The organism is Chitinophaga sp. (assembly GCF_039596455.1).
In the GTDB taxonomy this organism is placed as follows: domain Bacteria; phylum Bacteroidota; class Bacteroidia; order Chitinophagales; family Chitinophagaceae; genus Chitinophaga.
The window spans coordinates 37,290-61,908 of the sequence record NZ_JBCNJR010000014.1 but is presented as its reverse complement, the minus strand read 5'-3'; the positions used below and the strand labels follow the sequence as shown (position 1 = coordinate 61,908).

Annotated in this window: 16 protein-coding genes, 1 tRNA gene and 1 pseudogene; 5 read left to right on the top strand and 13 right to left on the bottom strand. The window is 51.5% G+C overall.

Features of this window, described 5'->3' with window-relative positions; all coding sequences use genetic code 11:
* Window positions 1-15: 15 nt before the first annotated feature.
* The 4 genes from ABDW36_RS25405 to ABDW36_RS25390 all read right to left on the bottom strand — a co-directional run bounded on the left by ABDW36_RS25405 (window position 16) and on the right by ABDW36_RS25390 (window position 2,421).
* Window positions 16-588: a hypothetical protein gene (locus ABDW36_RS25405; protein WP_343704754.1), complete on the bottom strand. Its 573-nt coding sequence runs from the start codon at window positions 586-588 to the stop codon at window positions 16-18.
* Window positions 589-795: 207 nt separating this feature from the next.
* Window positions 796-1,683 (bottom strand): hypothetical protein, encoded by an 888-nt coding sequence (locus tag ABDW36_RS25400; protein WP_343704753.1) that lies wholly within the window; start codon window positions 1,681-1,683, stop codon window positions 796-798.
* A 163-nt stretch (window positions 1,684-1,846) separates the two neighbouring features.
* Window positions 1,847-1,930: transfer RNA gene (locus ABDW36_RS25395), tRNA-Leu, on the bottom strand.
* A gap of 8 nt (window positions 1,931-1,938) precedes the next feature.
* Complete coding sequence (locus tag ABDW36_RS25390; RefSeq protein WP_343704752.1) at window positions 1,939-2,421, bottom strand: iron-sulfur cluster co-chaperone HscB C-terminal domain-containing protein; 483 nt, start codon at window positions 2,419-2,421, stop codon at window positions 1,939-1,941.
* 49 nt (window positions 2,422-2,470) lie between these two features.
* On the opposite strand from ABDW36_RS25390, the gene ABDW36_RS25385 reads away from it, so the two are divergent.
* Entirely contained in the window at window positions 2,471-3,697 is a 1,227-nt protein-coding gene (locus ABDW36_RS25385; protein ID WP_343704751.1) for an NAD(P)-dependent oxidoreductase, read from the top strand.
* On the opposite strand, the gene ABDW36_RS25380 is transcribed toward ABDW36_RS25385, so the two are convergent.
* From ABDW36_RS25380 to ABDW36_RS25370, 3 genes are all read right to left on the bottom strand, one after another.
* Window positions 3,672-4,391, bottom strand: coding sequence for a methyltransferase (locus ABDW36_RS25380; RefSeq protein ID WP_343704750.1), 720 nt, complete (start codon window positions 4,389-4,391; stop codon window positions 3,672-3,674). The two genes, ABDW36_RS25385 and ABDW36_RS25380, sit on opposite strands and share 26 nt — an antisense overlap.
* Before the next feature lie 93 nt (window positions 4,392-4,484).
* Entirely contained in the window at window positions 4,485-5,489 is a 1,005-nt protein-coding gene (gene tsaD, locus ABDW36_RS25375) for a tRNA (adenosine(37)-N6)-threonylcarbamoyltransferase complex transferase subunit TsaD (RefSeq protein WP_343704749.1), read from the bottom strand.
* 32 nt (window positions 5,490-5,521) lie between these two features.
* Entirely contained in the window at window positions 5,522-6,772 is a 1,251-nt protein-coding gene (locus ABDW36_RS25370; RefSeq protein WP_343704748.1) for an ABC transporter permease, read from the bottom strand.
* Between the two features lie 106 nt (window positions 6,773-6,878).
* Here ABDW36_RS25370 and ABDW36_RS25365 point away from each other — a divergent pair, with 106 nt between their 5' ends.
* Window positions 6,879-8,462: a peptide chain release factor 3 gene (locus tag ABDW36_RS25365; protein WP_343704747.1), complete on the top strand. Its 1,584-nt coding sequence runs from the start codon at window positions 6,879-6,881 to the stop codon at window positions 8,460-8,462.
* Between the two features lie 196 nt (window positions 8,463-8,658).
* Here the strand turns inward: ABDW36_RS25365 and ABDW36_RS25360 are convergent, their stop codons facing one another.
* The 3 genes from ABDW36_RS25360 to ABDW36_RS25350 form a co-directional block, all read right to left on the bottom strand.
* Window positions 8,659-10,584 (bottom strand): menaquinone biosynthesis decarboxylase, encoded by a 1,926-nt coding sequence (locus ABDW36_RS25360; protein WP_343704746.1) that lies wholly within the window; start codon window positions 10,582-10,584, stop codon window positions 8,659-8,661.
* 197 nt (window positions 10,585-10,781) lie between these two features.
* The gene (locus ABDW36_RS25355) at window positions 10,782-11,111 is read right to left on the bottom strand and encodes a hypothetical protein (protein WP_343704745.1); all 330 of its coding nucleotides are present in this window, start codon (window positions 11,109-11,111) and stop codon (window positions 10,782-10,784) included.
* 260 nt (window positions 11,112-11,371) lie between these two features.
* A complete protein-coding gene (locus ABDW36_RS25350; RefSeq protein ID WP_343704744.1) occupies window positions 11,372-12,223 on the bottom strand; it encodes a DUF6089 family protein in 852 nt (283 codons plus the stop codon).
* Between the two features lie 318 nt (window positions 12,224-12,541).
* Here ABDW36_RS25350 and ABDW36_RS25345 point away from each other — a divergent pair, with 318 nt between their 5' ends.
* The 3 genes from ABDW36_RS25345 to ABDW36_RS25335 all read left to right on the top strand — a co-directional run bounded on the left by ABDW36_RS25345 (window position 12,542) and on the right by ABDW36_RS25335 (window position 20,934).
* Window positions 12,542-17,473, top strand: coding sequence for a translocation/assembly module TamB domain-containing protein (locus tag ABDW36_RS25345; protein WP_343704743.1), 4,932 nt, complete (start codon window positions 12,542-12,544; stop codon window positions 17,471-17,473).
* A gap of 1 nt (window position 17,474) precedes the next feature.
* Window positions 17,475-19,778 (top strand): BamA/TamA family outer membrane protein, encoded by a 2,304-nt coding sequence (locus ABDW36_RS25340; RefSeq protein WP_343704742.1) that lies wholly within the window; start codon window positions 17,475-17,477, stop codon window positions 19,776-19,778.
* 238 nt (window positions 19,779-20,016) lie between these two features.
* Window positions 20,017-20,934, top strand: a complete 918-nt coding sequence (locus tag ABDW36_RS25335) for a PorP/SprF family type IX secretion system membrane protein (RefSeq protein ID WP_343704741.1) — start codon at window positions 20,017-20,019, stop codon at window positions 20,932-20,934.
* Between the two features lie 90 nt (window positions 20,935-21,024).
* Here the strand turns inward: ABDW36_RS25335 and ABDW36_RS25330 are convergent, their stop codons facing one another.
* From ABDW36_RS25330 to ABDW36_RS25320, 3 genes and pseudogenes are all read right to left on the bottom strand, one after another.
* Window positions 21,025-21,894, bottom strand: coding sequence for a hypothetical protein (locus ABDW36_RS25330; RefSeq protein WP_343704740.1), 870 nt, complete (start codon window positions 21,892-21,894; stop codon window positions 21,025-21,027).
* 1,135 nt (window positions 21,895-23,029) lie between these two features.
* On the bottom strand, window positions 23,030-23,560 hold the full coding sequence (locus ABDW36_RS25325; RefSeq protein ID WP_343704739.1) for a hypothetical protein: 531 nt from the start codon (window positions 23,558-23,560) through the stop codon (window positions 23,030-23,032).
* Window positions 23,561-23,564: 4 nt separating this feature from the next.
* Window positions 23,565-24,389, bottom strand: a pseudogene (locus tag ABDW36_RS25320) (RHS repeat-associated core domain-containing protein); the annotation flags it as partial.
* Between the last annotated feature and the right edge of the window lie 230 nt (window positions 24,390-24,619).

The following is a 24,619-nucleotide window of genomic DNA, read 5'->3' as shown; positions in this document are numbered from 1 at the left end:
GGTCTATCATCGAAATTACCTTTTTCGGTAAACAATGGCGTCAGTCTGTTTCTTCTGTATGTAATACAAGAAAGCCTCACCAATCTGCTTGTCGGGTACATAAAAGTTATCCCATATACTGAAGGACATCTCAATGGAGGCACTGTCCTTTGAAGCAACAAATTTTTTTGCAATTTGCCCGGTGCTTTTATCATACACCTCAAAAATTGTTTTCCCTTTAAGGTCCGGGTTGATCCTGAAGTCTATACCCTCCCCGCCCCGGCCTATCACATTATCAAGATGAAATAACGGTTGCCCCCCTGTATATCGGATAAGGTACTTACTCTCTTCACTCCTTGAACCTATATAACCACCTAAATTCTTGCTTTCGAGATAGCCCTCAGCATTCCGTTCCTTCCTTAAAAAGTAAAATTCATTGATATAATTATCTGTAGTATCAAAGCCCCTGGCAAGGTTGTATGATGTCATATGAACAACATGAAAGGTTTCGATCTCCTTTTCGGGAGCTTCGTTTTCACTGGAGGGCTTGTCTGTTCCCTTTGAACATGCTACCACGAATGCTAATAAAACCAGGTATTGTACTCTCATAAAATGGGGATAATAAAATATTTCATAAGTGTGTGAATGCTTGTGTAAACATTTCGCCTGCCCCTATGTAAATAGGAAGGGAAGCGGTTTTAGGGCATAAAAGAAGGAAGCTTTCAGCAAAAAGCAATAAAAAAGAATTTTCAGGCAAAAAATCCCTGAAAATTCCCCAAAAGAAGAATTTTGAGAATTGAGATGAAGCCGGGTTGGCTATTCAACTTTTGAATAGAAAAGTGTGCCCTCACATATGCCGCGGCTTTCAGGTACGGGGTCATAATATCCCCAGAAATGTCCATTTAACTCCCGTTTGTTACCGGACTGGGTCAGCCGGATGACCCCATTTTGGACAACAGAAGCATCCGGGTTCCAATAGATCAGTGCAACATGCTCTTCGGAGAAATATTTTCCGGACACGTGGAGTGCCACGGAGCCAGCTGGATTTTTCCCGTCAGCCTTATAATGCATTGTCAATACGCCGGTAATATTGTTATGATCGCCTGTGAATAATTCAAGCTCTGTATCTTCCGGCTCGAAACTACCTTGTATATGAACACCCCGGTATTTACCATTCAAATGTAAAAAGCGGGCAGTTGGTTTGTGGGCTGCAACAATCTGCGGCTCATTCTTCTTAAGGATGAATGAAACATATTTTTTGGTGATCCTGTCCTTCTGAATGGCATCTTCAGCGTTCCTGATGCGTTCAATGATATTTCTATAATCATCTACAAACAGCATAAAGCGGTCGTGGGCCGTCCGTTTCGAATAGATGTTTTTTCCCTTATCAGTTTGGTCGGTCTTCAGCCGGTAGCCCAAATAAATAAGCGCCTTTCCAATTGCTTCCGCATTGACAGGGACGTCCTCCCCAGTAATTTTCGATTCGCTTTTGATCTTGTAAAAATAGTGCGGGTTGTTAATCTGCCCGCCAAATATGCCGAGCGCCCGGTATTTTTTGTCGTTACCCTTTATTGCCCAGTTTTTCGGGGACTTTAAGGAACCAGCTTCCGGATCGCCTTGCAGCACTTCCCTTTCAAGGAAAACATTGAAAAACACGATGTAAAATACGTGAAATGCATAGGGGTCTGCTTGGTACGTAACCATAGATACAGGCTTTACACCAAAAGTATTGTTTTAATCATGTAAAGTCAATTACAAATTTGGGGCCCTGGCTGAATAATTGGTCGATTGAATTTTTTACCGGCAAATTTCAGGAAAAGAAAAAGGCTGCCTTACGGCAACCTTTGTAACCTATTGGTGGGTTCTGTGCCCAGAACAGGAATCGAACCTGCACTCCGTTGCCGAAACAAGATTTTGAGTCTAGCGCGTCTACCAGTTCCGCCATCTGGGCAATCACGATCATAAAACCTGATCGCGGGATGCAAATGTAGATAATCTCTCCATAATCCGCAACAAATATTTTTGCTTGAAATGCAGCTCTTTCAGCTCCTCCAGCTTGGCGGGCGTCAGCTCCCCTATAGGCTGCACCTCCGCCCAAAGCCGGGCCTGCATTCTTTCCATCTGCTGCCTGAACTTCCGCACCTCCCCTTCGGGCGCCGCCTCCAGGGCAAACAATCGCTCGCTGAGCGGCATCATCTCCATCATGAACATATGAGGCAGCTGCATCTTCTCCCCCGGCCGCAATACGCCTTTTAATTCCAACACATACGCCAGCAGCTTCTGGGGGTCAGCCAGCGTTTCATAAGCCGCCCTGTTCTCTTCCGTGCCGGGCAGGCCCAGGTAGCGCTGCTGCAAAAGGCCTTCCTGCACTTCCACAGATACCGGTATATCAAACAATTCAAAGTAGTTCATGGCCACTATCCTGATTTTGCTAAAATGCAAATTTACAGTAATGTTGCATGCATTTGTTTACAATACCCTAAACAATCTCATGGCAGACCAATACCTTCATATCGGGCTTATAAGGGAAGAGAAAGTTCCGCAAGACAACCGGGTGGCCTTTACGCCCCTGCAATGCCAGTGGATCATGACACACTACCCTCATGTCAGCATTACCGTACAGCCTTCGCCCCACCGCTGCTTTAAAGACGAAGAGTACGCGGCCGTTGGCATCAAGCTGTCTGAAAACCTCTCCCATTGCAACATTCTGCTGGGCATTAAAGAGGTGCCGGTAGAAAAGCTGCTGCCGGGCAAAACCTACCTTTTCTTCTCCCATACCAAAAAGCAGCAGCCGCAAAACCAGGCCATGCTCCACGCCATACTGGAAAAAAACATCACCCTCATAGATTATGAATGCCTAGTGCATGAAGACGGGCAGCGCATTCTGGGCTTCGGCTTTTTTGCGGGCGTGGTGGGCGCGCATAACGGGCTGCTGGAATACGGGCGCCGCACGGGCTTGTTCAACTTCAAGCGGGTACACGAGTGTCACGATTTCCAGGAGCTGATCACACATTATTTCGGCGTAAAGCTGCCGCCGCTGAAAATTGTGGCCACAGGCTCCGGCCGGGTAACGGCGGGCATCCTGGAGGTGATGGGGCTGCTGGGCATCAAGTACATTCCGCCGGAAGAATACCTCATCAACAACTACGCGTACCCGGTATATACCCAGCTGAAAGCGGGCGAGCTGTACCTCCGTAAAACGGATAAAACCTACAGCCGGGAAGATTTTCATGCCAACCCGGGGGCGTACGACTGCAAGTTTCTGCCTTATGTGACCTGCAGCGATATACTGGTGAACGGCATTTACTGGGACAAAAACATTGAACGGCTTTTTGAATGGGAAGACCTGGCCAAAGACAACTTCCGCATCAAGGTAATTGCCGATGTAACGGACGACAAGAACGGCTCCATTCCCTGCAACCTCGGAGACGGCACCATAACATCTCCCTCCTACGGCGTAAACCGCTACACACGCGAAAAAACAGACCCTTACCACGAAGACGCCGTTACCATGATGTGCGTAGGCAACCTGCCTAACGAGCTGCCGCGTGATGCCTCCCAGTTCTTTGGTGACCACCTGATGAAATATGTGTTTGACGAGCTGATGCAGGACAGCAGCGAGATGATAGAAAAGGCCACCATTACCCGCAACGGCAGCCTCACCAAAAGATACGCCCACCTGCAGGCCTATGCTACAGGTACAGGTAGTAATCCTTAAGCAGCGTAACGAACGGCGGCGTGTATTGCCGTTGTTCATTGTGAATGACGAGCCGGCCGGTATGCAAGTCTCCCGCCGGCCCAAAGATGCCCACACAGCGGAATGGCGCATGCGCGGGTGTTTGCTGTATTTCCAGCAGCTCCCGCAAGGTAAAACCCGCGGCCTCACCCATCCGCCGGAAGCGCTCAAACTCCCCCGCCGGCAACAGTACGGAAAATGAACCTCCGGGCGCCAGCAATTGCTGTATGGCTGCCAACAGTTCTGCATGCCCGAGAGACACGGTGTGCATGGCAGCTGTACGCCGCTGCTGCGGCCCTTGCAGGTTATTCTCGAAAAAGGGCGGGTTGGTGATGATGAAGGAATAAGCGGCTTCCGGGCGGAAGTATTTTATATCTGTGTGGAATACCTGCAGTTGATGCGGCCATGGGGAAGCAGCAAAATTTTCCTGCGCTTGCCGGGCGGCGGCGGCGTCCAGCTCTACGGCGTCTATGGCGTAGCTGCCGCGCTGGGCCAGCATGAGGGCCAGCAAACCGGTGCCGGCGCCAATGTCCAGCACCCGTTGAACGCCTGGCAGGCGGGTTTGGAGGTACGCGGCGGTGAAGGCGCCCTGTATGCAGGCGTCTGTGCAGACCTTCATGGCGCTCCCGGCCTGTTGCACGGTGAATTGTTTGAATTGGAAGAAGGAGTTGCCCATAAACAAAATGCCGCTTTAGTTAACACTGAATTCCGCATGCTGGTGAGCTTCTTCAGCCAGCTCCTGAGCATGTGGAATGCCTGTTAAGGCCGCCTAAAACACCGCCCTGGCGCTTGGCACTGCGTCCATGCCGGTAAACTCGCCCGCCAGGTATTTGTAATGAGCGGCCATGGCTATCATGCCGGCATTGTCTGTGCAATATTCGAATTTCGGGATGTACGTTTTCCAGCCGTATTTCTCGCCATATTCCGCCAGCGCCTTGCGCAGGCCGGAGTTGGCGCTTACGCCGCCGGCAATGCCTATTTCGGTTACGCCTGTTTCGGCAGCGGCTTTCACCAGTTTGTTCATCAATATGGTGATGATGCGGTGCTGGATGGAGGCGCAGATGTCTGCCATGTTCTTCCCGGCAAAATCAGGGTCTTTGGCCCTGTTTTCCTGCAAAAAATAAAGGATGGCGGTTTTAAGCCCGGAGAAGCTGAAGTTCAGGCCGGGTATCTGCGGCTCAGGGAACCTGAACCGTGCGGCGTCACCGGTTTGGGCGTATTTGTCAACGAGCGGGCCGCCGGGGTACGGCAGTCCCAGCAGTTTGGCGCTTTTGTCAAACGCTTCACCGGCCGCGTCGTCCAGCGTTTCACCAATTACCCGCATCTGCAGCGGGCTTTCGCAATGAACTATCTGGGTATGGCCGCCGGAAACCGTGAGGCAGAGAAAGGGAAAAGAAGGTTTGGGATCTTCTATGAAATTGGCCAGCACGTGGGCCTGCATATGATGCACGCCTATGAGCGGCACATCCAGGGCCAGGGCCATAGATTTGGCAAAACAGCTGCCTACCAGCAGGGAACCGATGAGGCCGGGGCTTTGGGTGAAGGCCACCGCGCTAAGGTCTGCGGGCTGCATGCCGGCTTTGCGGAGGGCCAGGTCTACCACGGGCACAATGTTCTCCTGGTGCGCGCGGGAGGCCAGCTCCGGTACCACGCCGCCGTACTGTTCATGCACGGTCTGGTTGGCAATGATGTTAGACAGTACCTTGCCGTCCGCAATCACGGCGGCGCTTGTTTCGTCACAAGATGACTCTATGGCTAGAATGTTTACGGGCATATGCGGCGCAAAGGTACCACATTTAGCGGTATCTAGTTACTCCTGATAGCCACCACCGGGTCAAGGCGGCTGGCGGAAAACGCCGGGATGAACCCGGCTACAATGCCCACAATGGCGGAAATGGAAAAGCCCAGGATGATGTTGCCGGTAGACAGCCCTATGGTAAAGCTGGAGAACATGTTTTTGGCGATGAGCGTGCCGCTGAACACCAGCAGGAGGCCCAGCCCCCCTCCTATAAGGCAAAGCAGGATGGCTTCCAGCAGAAATTCAAGCAGTATGATGCCGGGCCGCGCGCCAATGGCTTTTTTGAGCCCGATGATGTTCGTTCTTTCCTTCACGGTTACAAACATGATATTGGCAATGCCGAAACCGCCTACTATCAGGGCAAAACCGGCTATCAGCCAGCCGGCCGTGTTCAATACCCTGAAAACGGATTCCAGCTCGCCCTGTACCGTAGTGATCTCGTTCAGGGCAAAGTCGTTGTCTTGCGTGGGTTTGAGCCGGTTAATGGCACGCATGGCGCCGGTGAGATCGTCTTTCATCTGGCCGAGGGGGATGTCTGCCCGGGCACGGATCATGTAAAACGGGTCTGCAAAGCGCCTTTCATCTACAATGGTGCGGGCAAACAGGTAAGGCATGATCACGGTATTATCCCCAAAAACGCCGCCCAGCATGCTTTCTCCCTTCCTTTTGAGCGCGCCTACCACCTTTACATTGCGGCCGGAGAAACGCACTACCTTGCCCACGGCGGCTTCCGGACTGAAAAACAGTCCTTCCCAGATATTGGCGCCCAGCACTACCGCATTACTGCCGGTAGTGAGCTCTGACGGGCTGAAGTAACGGCCGGCGGCAATATCCATAGACTGCATCTTGTCAAGGTCCATCGTAGTGGCCAGCAGCTCCACGTTCTCCATGTAATCCGCCCCGTACTCTATTTTGCGGCCGCCGGAAGAAAAAAGGAAGGTCACCGCGTCTGCCGTGCTCACTTTTTCCTTGATGGCCTTCATCTGGGAATACTCGGGTTCTGGCCGGTTTACATACTTCCACCACTCGCCATCCCCATCCCACGGCCATTTCTGCAGGTACACCACGTTGGTGCCCATAGATTTCAGGTCGTTCCGGATGGAGCTTTCCATACTGTCCGTCACTGTCAGCACGGCAATAATGCAAAAAATGCCGATGGTGATGCCCAGGAGGGACAAAAACGTGCGGAGTTTGTTCACCCGCAGCTCCTGCAGGGCCATCTTGAGACTGTTCAGCAATATTTTGAGGGTAGAAAGCATATTTCAAATTTAGTATATAATGTAATGCCATCCGTATGCTTGTGAAGAAAGGTCGTAAACCCGGGTTTTCGGAGGAAATATGTACCTTTGCAGCCATTTATAAAAGATGAAATACCTGAACGAGATCAATAAAAGGAAATCCTTTGCCATTATTGCGCACCCGGATGCGGGTAAAACCACGCTCACCGAAAAGTTCCTGCTCTTCGGCGGCGCCATCCAGACGGCGGGTGCGGTAAAGTCTAACAAGATCAAGAAACATACTACATCAGACTTCATGGAAATTGAACGCCAGAGGGGTATCTCCGTGGCTACTTCCGTGATGACCTTTGAATACAGGGATATATTGGTGAACCTGCTGGATACCCCCGGCCACAAAGACTTTGCGGAAGATACCTACCGCACCCTCACGGCGGTAGACAGTGTGGTGCTGGTGATAGACTGCGTGAAAGGCGTGGAAGAACAGACCAAAAAGCTCATGGAAGTATGCCGCATGCGCGATACGCCCGTGATCATTTTTGTGAACAAGCTGGACCGTGACGGTAAAAATCCCTTTGACCTGCTGGACGAGCTGGAAGAACTGCTCAACATCAGGGTGCGGCCGCTCAGCTGGCCCATCAATATGGGAAAAGACTTCAAAGGCGTTTACAACCTGTACGATAAAAGCTTTGTATCCTTTGCCGCCAACAGGAAAGCAACAGACGAAGATATTGTAGCGCTGCCAGACCTGGCCAGCGAACAGGTGGACGAACTATTCAATGCGCAGGACGCCGCGCAGCTCCGTAACGACGTGGAGCTGATCGAAGGCGTGTACGATGCGTTCGACAAACAGCCTTACCTGGAAGGCAAGCTGGCCCCTGTGTTCTTCGGCAGCGCCGTGAACAACTTTGGCGTGAAAGACCTGCTGGACACCTTCGTGGAAATTGCCCCCACCCCGCGGGACCGCGAAGCGACCACCCGCGTGATCAAAGTGACGGAAGACAAATTCTCCGGCTTCATCTTCAAGATACACGCCAACCTTGACCCTCGCCACCGCGACAGGATAGCGTTCCTCCGCGTGTGCTCCGGCAAGTTTGAAAGGAATAAATATTTCCGCCACGTGCGGCTGGACAAGGATGTGCGTTTTGCCAACCCTTACAGCTTCCTGGCCCGCGAAAAGAACATTGTAGACGATGCCTACCCCGGAGACGTGGTGGGCCTGTTCGATACCGGCAACTTCAAAATAGGCGATACGCTGACGGAAGGCGAAAAGTTCTATTTCACAGGCATTCCCAGCTTCTCTCCTGAACTGTTCAAGGAGCTGGTGAACAAAGACCCCATGAAAACCAAACAGCTGGAAAAAGGCATCTCCCAGTTAACAGATGAAGGAGTGGCCCAGCTGTTCACACAACATAACGGCAACCGTAAGATCATTGGCTGCGTGGGAGACCTGCAGTTTGAAGTAATTCAATACCGCCTGCTGCAGGAATACGGCGCTTCCTGCCAGTTCAACACCCTGCCCTTTTACAAGGCCTGCTGGATAACGGGAGATAAAAAGAAGCTGGAAGAATTTACCCGCTTCAAAGGCGCCAACGTAGTGCATGACAAAGACGGGCACCTGGTATACCTGGCCCAGTCTGAATGGTACCTGAATACGGAAAGGGCCAACAACCCGGACATCGAGTTCCACTTCAGCTCTGAAATTCACAAGTAATAACGGGAACGGCGCCTTAACAGGCGCCGTTTTCATGTACGACCAACTCAATTATTGCGTGAAATAAAGATGGTTACAAAAGTAACCGCCCCTGTCCGCAAGGGTTTACGATTTCGGGAAACTCATTTGCGAAATGCGGAAAAATAAAAGCGGCCGCACCTGGGGCGCGGCCGCTTTCTTGAAACAGATCAGCTGTTTACAGCGCTACTACAGCGCCATCCCCATATATCTGCTGCTTGTATTTTAACGAAGGAGAAGGCAGGAACGGCCCCAGGTCCAGCTGGGCCCATTTTTCATCTACGGCTTTGATGGTGGCATCATCTGCTACAATGATGTTTGGCCAGTCCCGCTGAAAATCGTCATGCTCCTTTGTTTTGATGGTACCGTCCAGGCCAAGGCAGGCGGTTACCTTATGAGGGTTGCAGCTGGAGGGGATCTCTGTGAGAATATTGTCCCGCTTGGGATCAAGGTTGTTGCAGAACCGCCAGAGCGCTGAGGGCAGGTCTGCCGCGTCTACCGTGTGCTCTACGTACAGCACCATCTTCACGCCTTCCATGCCGGGCTGCGCGCAGAGCCGCGGGTGCAGCTCCCGCACGTGGTTGCGGCGGCTTTTTTCCACTGCCACTATGATGCAGGGAATGTCTGCCTGCAGCAGTGAGGCGTTCACCTGTTTTATTTCCGGGAAAGCGGCTTTGAGCGCGGCCTCATTTACGGCAGGCGTAAAAATGCCATCATCAAAACGCTCGTCTTTCTCTTCTTCATGCTTGGCGGTGCCGTCTATGCACATCTTCCCGCCAAAACCCATGCGAGAGCAGGAATGGTCCAGCACGTCCATCGGCCCCTGGCTGAAGTATACGTCTGTTGCCGGGTTCAGGTTCCTGAACGCATATTGCGCCAGCGCCTTGTAATCTGAAATACGTGTGCCCGTATCCGTTACAGCCAGAATTTTATTGAACATCATTTGCCCCGCGCCCCACATGGCATTCATCACCTTCTGGGCCTGGCCGGGATAGTCTTTGGCTATCTGGGCAATTACCAGGTTGTGGAACACGCCTTCCACCGGCATTTCCATATCAACAATTTCCGGTACCAGCGTCATTTTGATAGGCGCCAGGAAGATCCTTTCCGTGGCCTTGCCTATCCAGGCGTCTTCCTGCGGGGGGATGCCCACAATGGTGGAGGGGTATACGGCGTCTTTACGGTGGGTGATGGCGGTAACATGGAAGCGGGGGTACCAGTCTGCCAGGGAATAATACCCGGTATGGTCACCGAAGGGGCCTTCCCATATCAGCTCTTCATGCGGCTCCACATATCCTTCTATCACAAAATCAGCATCTGCCGGCACTTCCAGCTCCGGCTGCGTGATGCATTTTACCAGCTCCACTTTCTTTTTGCGCAGGAAGCCGGCCAGCATGTACTCGTCTACATTCTCCGGCAGCGGCGCGGTGGCGGAATAGGTGTATACCGGGTCTCCCCCCAGCACTACCGCTACGGGCATGCGTTTGTTGAGCTTTTTGTATTCGGAAAAATGTTTGGCGGATACCTTGTGTTTATGCCAGTGCATGCCGGTCATGTCTTTTTCAAACACCTGCATGCGGTACATGCCTACGTTGCGGGAGCCGGTATGCGGGTCTTTGGTATGGATCACCGGCAGGGTGATGAAGGGGCCGCCGTCTTTGGGCCAGCAGGTCATTACAGGCAGCTTGCCCAGGTCTGGAGCGGCCATTACCACCTCCTGGCAGGCGCCTTTGCCGCCCACCACCTTCGGCATCCAGGAAGCGAACTGCCCCAGCTTGGGCAGCATCTGTAATTTATCTATGATGCTCTCCTTGGGTTTGGACAGCATTTTGAACAATGTTTCTATTTCACGGGCCACATCGTCCAGCTCCTGTACGCCCAGCGCCATGCACATGCGGCGGTAGCTGCCCATGGAATTGATCAGCACGGGAAAGTCGTACCCGGTGTTTTCGAAGAGCAGCGCCTTGCCGCCGTCCGGAGATTTGCTGATGCGGTCCGTTATTTCCGCTATTTCCAGCTTCGGGTCTACGTACGTGCTGATGCGCACCAGTTCTCCCGCTTTTTCCAGCGTATCTATAAAATGCCTGAGATGCTTGTATGCCATAGGTCCATGCTTTCTTTCAAGGCACAAAAGTACGGTGGTTCAGGCACATAAAAAAAGACCCCGGAAAACCGGGGCCCTGGGGTTTTGAGTAAAACAATCCGGATAAAAAAAGTGGAAAAAAGGGGCCGCTGAAAAGCGGCCCGGTACAAGTTATTGTGACAACAAGAATAAATTAGGTTAAAACGGCGGGTGCCGTGTTAGTTACCAAACACAATTACACCGGATACCCTGGGCCTGCGCGGAACCGGGAGCGGGGGCGGCGGAGGCGGGTAAGGATAGCGCGGCCGTACCACCACTACTCTTTCTGCACGGTAGCAATCGTCCCTTCTGTAGTCACGATGCTTGTACTTCTTGTGCTTGTAATGGCCGTGCGCATGTCCCCTGCCGCGGCGGTCATCGTAGTCGTCATCATAATAATGACGCTCCGAGTACACCGTGCGCACCGGGTAACGGTCGTGGCCCCGTCTCTGTGCCTGCGTTGCATAGGTTGCTCCTACAAGGAGTGTAACCAGAAGTAGCTTCTTCATAGCCTGCTGTTTTAAAAATTGGTTTTTCTGCGCCCGTTGATCCCCTTTTTTTGTTGGCGGACGGGCTTGCTATCGTAAATCCAAGAAGTATGCCAATATGGTTGTTACTTCTAAAGCCTTGGTGGGAAAGGGTTTCAAGCTGGTGATGGTATCATCATAAAAAAAGACTGCTTATAAAAGCAGTCTTTCCTTTTTTTCTATGTGGACTTGATTGGGGGTGTGATAATCTCTTATCAACAACCTTCATGCCAAATAATAATCTACATTTTGAAGCAGCGGGAGAAGTTGGTGCTCCGCCTGCCGCCTGAGCTGCTTCCAAAGCGGTACATCACGGTAATGCCGGAAAAGGAATACCAGTCTTTATACTTGGCGGAACCGCGTTGTGCACCATCCAGCGGGTAAGCGGCCGGGCCTTTGCCGGACTCGTCTCCCCGGTACGCCATATCTACCGCCAGCTGGCCTCTTTCCGCCAGCAAGGTATTCTGGTCTATATAACCGGTGCTCACATCATCCAGGTAATCTGTGAAAGTAGGGCGCAGGCCTATTTCCAGGCCAACCGTCCACCGGTCTGTAAAAAGATATTTGAACCCTACACCGAACGGGATGGCTACCTGGTGGAGGGCGTACTGGTTGCCCCGCTCAGGATACTGCGGCAGGCCCTGCCCTTCCGTGCTCAAACGGCGCAGCGGCACTTTGTTGCCAGATGTATCCCTGGCCCAGGGGTAAAAACTGAATACGGCCACCCCGCCGAATATGTAGGGCGTAAACCCTTTGGCATCTATGTCCAGTATGTTCCATTCAGCGCCTATCTGCCCTTCCCAGAGGTTAGACTGGAAGCTCAGGTTCCTAGCCTGCAGCGCAATGCTTTCATTCGTTGCATCGTCCGCGGCTATCATGCCAAAGCTGAAACCTGCTCTCAGTGTGAGATAGCGGTTCATGTCCTTTTTCACCATCAGGCCCACCATTGGTTTGGTATAACGGAAGTCAACGCGTTTTTCTGAAAGGTCCCCGCTGTAGTTGCTGATACCGCCTATAAGGCCCACATGCCAATCTTGTGCTGTACTGATGAAAGGGGCAGAGATGAATAAAACAAACCCGATGATCTTTTTCAAGGTTGTATGGTTTTAACAGGTTACCGATTATTAGAACGCTGTAATGCCGTTTAAAGTATTTACAAGTACCATAACCGGGGACTAAATTATACATTTTTCACTGTTATTACAATTATAACCATATGATTACGCGTTCTTTTATAACAGGATAGAGGCTAATGCCTTATTTTTGCCGCAGGTATGATATTTGAGTCGTTGTAACCATTTACCGATATAAATTGTAATTAATACGTGAGTACCCCCCGCCGGAAAAAAATCTTACGCTGGACCATAGGTAGCGTGCTGACATTGCTTTTGCTGCCAGTTCTCCTTCTTCTGTTGCTGCAGTTACCCGTGGTGCAGGATTTCATGCGCTCCAAAGCCGAATCCTACCTGCGCAAGCAATTGAAAACGGAGGTGAACATTGCCAGCCTCCGTTTTTCCTGGTGGAACTCCATGACGCTGAAAGGCGTGTACGTAGGAGATACACGTAAAGACACCCTGCTTTCTTCCGGTGAGCTGGCCGTGAAATACAACCTGCTGGGCCTGCTCAGCAATGAGCTCAAGATCAATTCCCTCCGCTGGGAAGACGCCGTAATCAACATTTACCGCCCCGCGGCAGATTCTTCCTTCAATTACCAGTTCGTGATAGACGCCTTCAGCAGCCCCGGCGCAAAGGAAGACACCCTCATTGAAGAATCCGGCACTACGCTGGAGTACCAGATCGGGAACGTGCAACTGGAACGTATACACGTAAATTTCAATGATTCCCTGGGCGGCATGCTGGCCACCGTTCGCCTGCAAAAGCTCGAAGCCCTGCCGGATACCCTGCAGCCGGGAAACGGTATCTATTATATAAAGAACTTCCAGCTGGACGGGCTGCAGGCCACCATTCTGCAGCAATACCGCACTCCCCTGCCGGATACCGCTCCCCCTGATACGGCCGCCGTGCCCTTTGACCTGGCCGTGCGCGAGCTGGCCATCCGCAATACGCAATGGTCTTATACAGACGAGGCCAGCGGCCTGGGCACCACCGGCAGCATCGGCAAATTGCAACTGCGCAAGGCCCGCTTTGACCTGGTGCAGACCTTCATCGCCGCAGACGAGCTGCTGCTGGAAAAAACCGCCGCCGCGCTTGATTTCTCCAAACCGCTGGATACCCTGCAAACCCCGGAAGATACCAGCGCTGCGCCCAATACCTGGACCGTGGCCGCCAAAAAGCTGGAAGTGAACGGCGTAGACTTTGCCATGTCTAACCACCTTGAAAAAAGGCTGGCCTACCGCAATGCGGTTGACTATAATTATATGAACATCCGCCAGCTGTCGCTGCGCGCGGAAGACCTCACCTATAGCGCAGACAGTACCCTGGTAACCCTGCTGGGCGGCGCCATGCAGGAACAAAGCGGCCTGCAGCTCAAGGCCCTCAGGGGCAAGGTGCGGTATACCAACCAGGAGGCGCAGCTGAGCAACTTCCTGCTGCAAACGGCGGAAAGCAATATTGATGCAGACGTACACCTGAAAACTGCGTCATGGGCCACCGTGGCAGACCAGTTGCCGCTGCTGGAAATAAATGCAGACATACGCCCTTCCGCCCTGGCCATGAAGGAAGCCTTGTTTTTTGTGCCGGACATGCGCAGCACCCCTTCCCTGCAGCCGCTCTGGAAAAAGCGTGTATCCCTGCACGGTAGCATGAAAGGCAGCCTGGCCAAACTGGACGTTGCCGGATTGGAAGCCAAAGACAACGACGCCAACTACCTCTATGTGAAAGGCACCGCCTACCAGGTAACAGACCCTGACCGTATGGGCGCAGACCTGGTGAACGTCAAACTGCAGAGCAGCCGGCGGGGCATTGAATCCTGGCTGCCGCCCAATACCCTGCCCGCCTCCGTGAAACTGCCCAACCGCCTGGCCCTTAACGGCAGCGTGCGCGGCGGCATGCAATTGCTGCGGCCAGACCTGGCGCTCACCACAGACATGGGCAACGCCAGCATTAAGGGCGAGCTGGCTGATTTTATGGACACTAAAAAGATCAGGTACGATGTAGCCCTGCAAACAGACCGCCTGCAACTGGGCAGCCTGCTGGGAGATACCACCATGGGCAGCCTTACCGGCAGCGTAACGGCCAAAGGCAGCGGCACAGACCCGCAAACCGCCAGCGCCCTGGCCAACGTAGACATCCGCTCTTTTACCTATAACCGTTACACCTACCAGGGCGTGAAAATAGACGGCAGCCTGCAGAAAGGCGCCTACGCCGTAAAAGGCGGCATCAATGACCCTAATGCCGTAGCGCGTTTTGAAGCTTCCGGCCAGCTGGACACCCTGCACCCCGACCTGCAGCTGCGCGCTGACCTTGACAAGCTGGACCTGATGGCCACCAACTTCAGCACCAGCCCCATGATCATCAAATCTTGCCTGGACGCGGAGGTAGACAACCTCTCCCCCCGCCGCCTCAGCGGGTTTGCCGCCGTTCATAAAATACAGATCACAGATGACAAGGAGATGTACGCCATGGACAGCATCCTGCTAAAAGCCACCACGGCAGACAGCCTGCAGCAGATCAGCCTCACCGGCCCCTTCGGTTACATCCGCGCCTTTGGCGATTTCAATTACCAAACCTTTGCTACCGCCGCCACCAGTCTCATTACCCGCCACCTGGAAGCACAGGCCCCACCCGCCGCGGTTAACCAGGAAAGCCAGTGGGTACAGTTCAACGGCAGCCTTTCCATACCCAAAAGCCTGCGCAACCTGCTGCCTGATATTGACCTGCCCAGGCCGGTAACCCTCAACGGCCGCATTGACACAGACAGCAGCTTCCTCATAGCCCGCATTGCCGTGCCCACCATGCGGTACGACTCGTTCAAGGTAGACACCCTGGAAGCAGACCTGACCGCTGACACCACCCGTATGGACGCCAAAATACTGCTGGGCGCCCTCTACCACCCCCAGATACCCCTCCAGCGCACCACGCTCGATGTATCTGCCACCGGCGGCCTGCTTGACTGGGACCTGCTCATGGGCCGCAATACCAACCGGCCAAAGTATAAGCTGGGCGGCCTGGTGCGTTTCGGGGAGCAAGACAGCCTGCTCATCTCCCTCAAAAAAGACCTGCTGCTCAACCGGCAGCCATGGAACGTAAGCGGAGATAATAATATGGTGATACAGGGCGGCGGCGTGGCCTTTGCAGACATTGGCCTGCAGAAAGGCAGCCAGGAGCTGAAGATCACTACCGGGCAGCGTGCCGAAGGCGCTTCCCTGCCCGACCTTACCGTAACGCTCAAAGATTTCCGGCTGAGCACCATTACCAGCCTCATTGAAAAAGACACCGCCCTGGCGGAAGGCATCAGCAACGGCAGCATCACCGTCAGCAACCTGGATGCCACCCCGCTGATAGACGGGCAGTTGAAAATAGACAGTTTGGCCGCTATGGGCGCCGCCATCGGCACCCTCAATCTCACGGCGCAAACCACCGCAGAGAAAGCCGTAAACCTCAACGCCACCATCAAGGGTAATGGCAATGACCTTACCCTGCAGGGCACCTATGCAGATGAAATGGACCTCCGGCTGGATATAGCCGCCCTCAGCATGAAAAGCGCAGAGCCTTTCACCTTTGGCAACGTTAGCGGCATGAGCGGCGTAAGCAGCGGCACCATTACACTAAAAGGCACTACAGATAAGCCTTTGATCAGGGGTAATCTGCACTTCGAAAAAGTAAAAGGCCGGGTAACCGCCATCAACAGCATTATACAGCTGCCGTCTGAAGACCTGGCGCTGGACGATGCCGGCATGCGTTTCAACCAGTTCGTTATTGCAGACAGCAGCGGCAATGAGGCCGTGATCAACGGGCAGATACTCACCCGCAACATGGACCGCGTCCAGCTCCAGCTCGACCTGACCGCACAAAACTTCCAGGCGCTGGGCCCGCAGGCCACCAATGACCCAGACCAGTTTTATTACGGTCCGGCCTGGGTAGATGTAGACGCCCGCATCCGCGGTACGCTTGACCTCCCGCGTGTGGAAATGGACCTGAAGCTCCGCGAAAAATCCGAGGTAACGGTGATGATACCTGAAGAAGACCCCGGCATTGCAGACCGCGCCGGCGTGGTGGAATTTATTGACCCCGCCATGTGGCTGGATACCACCCTCCGGATCAAAGACACGCTTCAGCTGACCGCCACCCGCCTGAAAGGCATTGTATTTTCCGGAGACATTACCGTAACGCCGGAGTCTACCATGAGAATAGTGATAGACCGTACCAATGGAGACTTCCTGGAGGTAAAAGGCAACGCCACCCTCAACCTCACCATGGACCCCTCCAGCAAAATGAGCCTTACCGGCCGGTACGAGATAGACGACGGTAAATACCAGATGTCACTCAACCAGCTGATCAAACGCGAGTTCAAAATAGAAAAGGGCAGCACCATTATATGGAACGGAGACCCCCTGAGCGCGGACGTGAACATTACCGCCCGGTACGATGTGAACGCAGTGGCCGGAGACCTGCTACAAGACCAGATCTCCTCCAGCGACCCTACCCGTGGCCGCTTCAACCAGAAAGTGCCCGTGGAGGTATACCTGAAGATCACCAAGGAGCTGCTCAAACCGGAAATTGCCTTTGAGCTGGACATGCCCGAACGGGAACAGGGCGCCCTGGGCGGCATGGTGTATACCCGCATCAAGCAGATCAACCAGGTGCAATCCGAACTGAACAAACAGGTGATGGGCCTGCTGGTGCTGAACCGCTTCATCTCCGAAAACCCCTTTGACCAGCTGGACAGCAAGAGCGGCAGCGCCGCGGAAGACATTGCCCGCAAAAGCGTGAGCAAGATCGTTTCCCAGCAGCTGAACAACCTGGCCGGCAGCCTCATCAAAGGCTTTGATGTGAATTTTGACCTGCAAAGCGAGAACGAGTATACAGACGCCGGCAGCCGCGAAGAAAGCACCAACCTGAAAGTAGACGTGAGCAAGCGCCTCTTCAGCGACCGCCTCACCGTGAGCGTGGGCTCCAACATCGGCATCTCCGGCTCCCAGTCTCAAAACCAGAATGCCAGCTCTATTATTGGAGACGTGTCTGCAGAATACACCCTCACCCGCGACGGGCGCTACCGCATCAGGGCTTACCAGCGGAACGTAACTGAAACCGTGGTGCAGGGGCAGATCGTGGAGACCGGGCTCACGTTTATGCTGGTAATGGATTATGACGAGTTCCGGGAAATATTCGGCAGAAAAAAAGAAGAAAAAAAGCAGGAACGGCTGCGGAAAGAAGACAAATAACATGAACAGCTCAGTACGATATTTCATTTTATGCAACCTGGCCCTTTTGCTGGCGGCCTGCTCCACTACCCGCACCGTGCCGGAAGGAGACCGGCTGTATACCGGCCATGAGGTCAAGTGGACGGAGAAAAAGAAGCCTAAAGATTACAGCATTCTCAAAGCCGGTATGGACGAGCGGGTGCGGCCTACCCCCAACCGCAAGTTTCTGGGCATGCCCTTCAAGCTCTGGCTGTATAACCTCGGCAAGGAGCCGAAAGGCAAAGGCCTCAACTACCTCCTGCGCAAAAAATGGGGAGAGCCCCCCGTGCTCCTGAGCCAGTTGAACGCAGACAGGAATGACGATGTGCTGAACAGCTACCTGGAAGATAATGGCTACTTCCAGTCTGAGGTTACCCATGAAATAAAAAACAAGGGCAAGAAAAAAGCCAGCGTAGAATTTACCGCCACCCCCAACCACCGGTACACCATTCACCGCGTGCGGTTCGATACAGATACCGGGGTGCTGGGCCGGATGATCATGCTCCACTCCGGCAAAACCCTGCTGAAACCCGATGATAATTACAGTCTTGACAAGATAAAGGCAGAACGGGAGCGCATACACGATCATCTGAAAGAAGAAGGCTTCTACTATTTCACGCCGGATTATATGCTGGTACAGATAGACAGCACCCTTAAAGGCCAGGTTGACCTGTATGTGAGACTGAAGTCTACCACCCCTGCCACCGCCATCCGTCAATACTGGATGAAGGAGGTGGAGCTGTATACCAATTATAACCTGGCGGAAGACACCCTGCAGCGCAACACCCCCGGCACCAAGTACCAGAACTTCACCATTATTGACCCGGATTCCCTGTACAAACCCATTGTATTTGACAGGAGCGTGTTTTTGCAGCGTGACAGCCTGTACCGCATCAGCTCCCACAACATTACGCTGCAGCGCCTGGTGAACCTGGGTACCTTCAAATTTGTGCGCGGTAATTTCCGGCCCGTGCGTGACAGTGCGCTGCTGTTTGCCCGCTTTTTCCTGACGCCCTACCCCAAACGCTCCTTGCAGTTTGAAGTGTCAGGCACCTCCAAATCAAATGGTTTTGTGGGGTCTCAGGTAAAGATATCCGCCAAAAACAGGAACTTCCAGCGTAAGGCCAACCTGCTGGAGATCAATTTGGGCGGCGGCTTTGAAACGCAGGTAGGCGGCAAAACCACCCAATTATCTACCAACGCCTATAGCCTCAATGCGGAAGTGGCCATTACCATGCCCCGCTTCTATACGCCTATCATCAAGTTCAACCCCCGGACACCTTTTGTGCCTAAAACAAGGTTCAGTTTGGGGTACGAGCTGCTGAACCGCCCCAACCTTTATAACCTGAACGCATTTACCGGCCAGTACGGTTACCTCTGGAAACAGACCCGTTTCCTCGACCATGCCCTTTACCCCGTTGCCATCACCTACGTGTTGCCGGGCAACGAATCTGCCGAGTTCCTGGCGCAAAAGGAACAAGACCCCGCGTTGAAACAGTCTATTTCCAAGCAATTCATTTTAGGAAGTAACTACAGCTTAATATTTAATAATCAATCACCTGCAAAATATCATAGTTTCTTTGGGCTGTTCAATGTAGACATAGCCGGGAATCTGTCAGGGCTGGTGGTGCCCACTGCCTCTGACGGTGTGAAACGCCTGCTGAACAATGAAATATCCCAGTACGTCCGCGTCAACGTAGATGGCCGCCACTACTGGAAACTGGGTGATAACCTCCGCTGGGTGAACCGGCTGTTTGCCGGGTACGGGTACGCCTATGGGAAAAATTCAGAAGGCGTTCCGCCCACGCTGCCTTTCGTGAAACAGTTCTTTACCGGCGGTAGCAACAGCATCAGGGCATTCAGGGCCAGAACGCTGGGCCCCGGTTCTTACAGGGATACCAACGCCGACAGGAACCTGTTGCTGGCCAATGCCGCGGGAGACATCAAGCTGGAATACAATTCCGAATTACGATACAAACCCAACAGTTTATTGGAACTGGCCGCTTTTGTAGACGCCGGTAACATCTGGCTGGGCAAGGCACCTGATACCCTGCAATCTCAAACCTTTGCCTTCAACCGTTTCATGAAAGAAATTGCTGTGGGCGCCGGTCTGGGTTTGAGGATAGACGCCTCCATCCTGCTGGTCCGCTTTGATGTGGCTTTCCCGCTGCGGAAGCCCTGGCTGCCGGACGGAGAGCGGTGGGTGTTTAACCAGATCAGTTTCGGGGATGGCCAGTGGCGGAAAGAGAACCTGATATTGAACATCGCCATCGGATATCCCTTCTAAATTTTTACAACAGGCCCCGTTTGAGGGCCTGTTACTTTTTTCTCCAAAAAAATGTTTGCTATACTTCCACTTTCATCCAACTTATTTTTCCTACTAGAAACCAGTCACTTAATTAACACAACCCGCCATCCCATTGAATTTTTATCATATTAATGTTTTTGTTTAATTTAATTTTAATTCTATATTTGTTGTCCGACTGATTTGCACCCATCGATTTCCTGTACCTAATTGATATTTGATGAAAAGAATTTCTACCCTTTGTTTATTCTTAATGATTTGCATGGTTTCACTGCCCAATTTGCTTCAAGCACAGGGCTTTGATCAGCACATGCCTCCGCAGGACCCGCTGCTCACCTCCTATTTCCAGAACCGCTACCTGGCCAACCCTGCCATGGCGGGGGCAGACTCCGGTTTGAACATCAACATCGGCTACCGCAAACAATGGAAGGAGGTAACAGACGCACCTGTTACTTTTGCCCTCACCGGAGATTACCGTCTTGGTAAAAAAATGGGCATCGGTATAACTGTCCTGAATGACCAGGCCGGCGTGCTGAAACAGAACCGCGTAGCCCTCACCTACGCCTACCATGTGCAACTGAGCGAAGAGGAGCAACTGCACCTGGGCGTTACCGGCGCTTTGGACAACCGGCATATTGAAAAACGTAAAAACGCACCGCAAGACCCGTACGTAGACGAGTTCAATAAAAAAGGCAACGAGTTCCAGGCAGATCTGGGCGTAGCCTATACGAATGACAAGCTGACCCTGCAGGCCTCCCTGCCCAACATCACCCGTACGTTCAGGAATACGGACGAGGTGGAACCGCGCAGCAGTCCCGGTTTTTTTGCTTCCGCGTCCTACAAGCTGGGCACCAAGTGCGCCCAGATCAATTCCATTGAGCCGCTGGTAGCATTCCGCGCCGTTAAAGGATTTAAGGCCGTGGCGGATGTGGGCGCCAAAGTGAACTTTTACCGTAGCACGGTCAACATGTTTGCATTGTACCATTCCAACAACGCGGTATCAGCCGGGGTGGGCTTCCAGTTCAAGAACTCCATCGAAGTGCAGGCCAGCTACACTTCACAAACCGCAAATGTGCAAGGGAATATGAATATTGACGGGAATTTTGGTTTAGGCATCAAGATCAGGTTGTTCAAGTAAATTTGTAACAACCTGCTGATAAAAAATTTAAAGGGTGCCTCCTGTTTTGCGGACATTGGAAGCACCCTTTTCGATTATGGCAATTGTTGGTTAATGACTACCGTTTACGGGTGGCGGTGAAAATGGATCTACCCAGGGATAAAAGGGCACCAGCGAGCCTGGCTCCAGGCTGCCTGCATCCGTGCTGTGGCAGATAAACCCGTCCGCATGCGCGGCTGCCGCCAGCTCCGCGTTCTTCGGGAAATGCAGCCCCCTGATCTTCAGCCCGTTCTTGTTTACCATAGCCGCCGGCACAAACTCGTCCAGCGCATTGACCGCAGACCTGTTTTCCGTGAACGGCAACAGCCAGGGTTTCAGCGCCGGCAGCTGCCAACAGGCGCGGATATAAGATTCCAGGAACAGTTTGCCACCCACCTGCACGCCGAAGGTATTGGACGGCAGCACCATTACCCGCGTTTTGGTTGGGCTGTAGCCCAGCCAGAAAGATTTAAAAGGTTTTGCCCGCACTTTGTGGAACACCTGTTCCACTTCCAGTTCCTGTAGTATTTTGTGCACGCCTTCTTCCCCGCATATCACCAGCAGGTCTGTTTCCAAACCTTCCTTTATGGCACCCTCCAGCGCAACTGGCTGCACAGATACCCGCTCGTTCACCACCGGCTGAATGGTGTATTGCTCCAGCAGCGCCGTGAGCGTATAGTTATTGGCCACCTCCTGCCCCTGGTTGAGAACGGTGACGCGGGGCGGCCGGTGTACCCTCACGGTACCGATGCCCTCAGACACCAGCAGCGCCATATGCTGAAAGTTGATGCGGGTGCCGGCGTCCAGCAGCTTCTTCCCTTCCAGGGTGGCAAGCGCTTCAGACAACACCCGGCCAATGGCTTGCTCCGGCAGTAATTGTTCTGTTCCCCAATTGGTACGGCAAGCCGCAATCTGCTGGATGGCGGCGGTAACACTGATCATGAGCCACGACGTTTTGCGAAATGGGACAAGGATGAAATCGGGCCAAAAACCGGAGAGTTCCTTTGCGGCTTTCACATGCATGCAGGAAATGGGGCCGCTGGGAGACCCTCCGATTAATAGGCAAAAGATATTAACAATATTAACATATTAATTACACCAGCCGTAAAATACAAAATACTACACAAACATCTGATATTTATTAACTGAATATCGCATTTAACTGTCAATTCATAAAAATTATATGCCACTATACAAACATTTAAAATATTTATATTTGATACTCAATACCCGACTCTTACCAGCATCTTACTTTTGAAGGGATTATTGGGGTAATTAAATACTTAATACGTAAAATGTAAGTCCATACCAACTCCGATGATTACAATAGAGCATATCATAGCGGTTATTGTGGCGTTCCATCTAAAAACGTACACTCCGATTAGGTATATAACAATGCCCAGGACTCCAAAAAAAGGCGGGTACAGGACATTTTCAAGAGCTCCAAGCTCTGCGCTGTCCAAATCCCCTGTCATTGATAGAGAAAGGGAAACCAAGGTGGATAAGGCGATTAGTAAGATATTACGGAGGTTGCGAAAAGTCATTTTGCAGTTGTCTTTGTTGTTTCGAGCACTAGTCAGACTATCCGAACAAGAAGCCCATAAGCCGAATTCGTTCAGCGTCACTGGTAGTACAGTCAAAAGCTTTCAGTTTCATTCGCAGATCATGCTCACTTCTCGAATCTGGCCTTAATTCAATTCGTATATCTCCTGTTGCTGTATTGGTGACAAAAAGAATCTCTTCGAATGGATCTTTAATTACCAGTTCTTCATCACTCGTCCATGCATAAGAATTAAAAAAAATTGGATAAAGCAAATCACCTGGAGCACTTCTATAAAAGGGCACTGACTTGATTATATTGTTCTTAATATCAAAAAGCTCCCAGTAAAATTGAGTACAATCGAAGTCAACTATAAAACTCAATCTGGCACTTACTTTCTTTGATGGATTTCGTCTTTTTTAAAAGTGAAACAACTTTGTTATGCAAGAGCAGCCTTCAAACACAAATAAAAATATAAAGCGTATAATCATATGTTGCCAGCTTTAAATTGGTTTGAAGCTTTAACAAGACTGGCCGTCAACGTATCCTTTTTAGCAAAAGAGTATCCTGCCCGTCTGTCAATTGCAGTTTATTCTCGCTATCCAGGACCCTAAAATTCCATCTAAACACCCTCGCAATTCGTTCATTTACAAGAGTGATCGTATCATGAGAAATAACCAATCTATAACTCCTTGACAAGGTCATATTCGACTGCGATAAATAAGCAGAATCAGCTTGGACTCGAAGATAAATGGCATATCCTCCGATAGTATCTGTTTCCCATTCTCCTAAAAATCGTTTATCAATGATTCTTTCTCGTTCCTTCACTGCATCTTTCGCAACGCACCAAAAGAATACTCCCATTGTCACGATAACTAAAAACAGAACAGCAATTCTCAAACCTTTACTGGCTTTTAGGCCATAAAGTATATAGGTACATAATCCAACGAAAAATCCACTAGCGAGAATTTTTACCAGAATTTCTACTCCTATATAATCCAGATAGAAATAAGATATCAGGAACAGGATTACAAGTGTAATTGTACTTAGGCTTTGTTTTTTTTTCATTCTCCTAATTGTCTTTTTTTTCTTGCTGTTTAATCATTTCTTTGTTGGTATCGTTCACGACATTTCCAACTATGACACCGGATACCTGCACTCCCTGGTCTGCTACTTTAACTCCAACGCGTATCATTGAGGATTCTGAACTTTCCATCATGTTAACTATTTTTTCAGCAGCAATTCTTGCATCTTTTTTTGAAATTTCATTTCCGGACTCTTTCCGTAGCTGCTTCATTACATCTTTGACAATCTGTCCTCGTTCCTTGGCCGATAAGCTGCTAACAGCTCCTTCAGAAATTGCACTGCTCAACTGTGACTTTACGGAATTGCTAACGGGATCAATTACAGCTTTCGATAATATGGCTTCTGGTACTGCCAATACCATCGAATAGGTTACATCAACCGGGTCGAATTTATCTTGTGCACCAAGAGCCATGGATACACCCTGTTCTGTAAGGCTTGCTGATCCCGCTGATATAATTGCCGCTCCTCCTGTGGCCATTGTCACATTTGCTCCGCCCAACGCAGTAATGCCCCCCGCGCTTGCAATTGCACCTGTACCAAGTCCGAGAGTAGCTCCACCTACGGCGCCAGCAGCAGTTGTTGCTAGTACTTTTTTCCATCCTCCATTCTTAAATCCATATTTGAATGCCCCATAAATGAATCCTCCTACTCCACCGATAATTCCACCTACACAAGAGGGGCATTTCCCGGTCGGATCATTATATGTGGAAGGGTTGTTATATGAATAATGATAAGGAGTTAATCTTTCCTGCCTTTTCTGATCAGCCATTGGATCGATCTGAATAAACCTGCCGGTTTGTTGATCATATGTCCTAGCATTAAAATCTTACAACTCCAACCCACTTCCATCTCCAAACTCCTCGTTCTGTAACTCGTTCCCATTGTAACCGTGCTTATTACGCTCCAGTTTATTGACAGCCTTCACCGATATCCCCCCTTTGGTCAACCCAAATGGATAATAATTACCGCCTTACCCGCACTACCGACAACTTTTTTCAAAGACCTGATTTAAAGATATAGGTTTTTATTTTCAATTGAAAA

Bases quoted from the DNA above. Each gene is read 5' to 3' on its own strand.
- ABDW36_RS25370 (WP_343704748.1), bottom strand. From the start codon at position 6,772: ATGCTTTCTACCCTCAAAATATTGCTGAACAGTCTCAAGATGGCCCTG.
- ABDW36_RS25360 (WP_343704746.1), bottom strand. From the start codon at position 10,584: ATGGCATACAAGCATCTCAGGCATTTTATAGATACGCTGGAAAAAGCG.
- ABDW36_RS25380 (WP_343704750.1), bottom strand. From the start codon at position 4,391: ATGGGCAACTCCTTCTTCCAATTCAAACAATTCACCGTGCAACAGGCC.
- ABDW36_RS25355 (WP_343704745.1), bottom strand. From the start codon at position 11,111: ATGAAGAAGCTACTTCTGGTTACACTCCTTGTAGGAGCAACCTATGCA.
- ABDW36_RS25335 (WP_343704741.1), top strand. From the start codon at position 20,017: ATGAAAAGAATTTCTACCCTTTGTTTATTCTTAATGATTTGCATGGTT.
- ABDW36_RS25330 (WP_343704740.1), bottom strand. From the start codon at position 21,894: ATGATCAGTGTTACCGCCGCCATCCAGCAGATTGCGGCTTGCCGTACC.
- ABDW36_RS25405 (WP_343704754.1), bottom strand. From the start codon at position 588: ATGAGAGTACAATACCTGGTTTTATTAGCATTCGTGGTAGCATGTTCA.
- ABDW36_RS25325 (WP_343704739.1), bottom strand. From the start codon at position 23,560: ATGAAAAAAAAACAAAGCCTAAGTACAATTACACTTGTAATCCTGTTC.
- tsaD (WP_343704749.1), bottom strand. From the start codon at position 5,489: ATGCCCGTAAACATTCTAGCCATAGAGTCATCTTGTGACGAAACAAGC.
- ABDW36_RS25400 (WP_343704753.1), bottom strand. From the start codon at position 1,683: ATGGTTACGTACCAAGCAGACCCCTATGCATTTCACGTATTTTACATC.
- ABDW36_RS25340 (WP_343704742.1), top strand. From the start codon at position 17,475: ATGAACAGCTCAGTACGATATTTCATTTTATGCAACCTGGCCCTTTTG.
- ABDW36_RS25365 (WP_343704747.1), top strand. From the start codon at position 6,879: ATGAAATACCTGAACGAGATCAATAAAAGGAAATCCTTTGCCATTATT.
- ABDW36_RS25385 (WP_343704751.1), top strand. From the start codon at position 2,471: ATGGCAGACCAATACCTTCATATCGGGCTTATAAGGGAAGAGAAAGTT.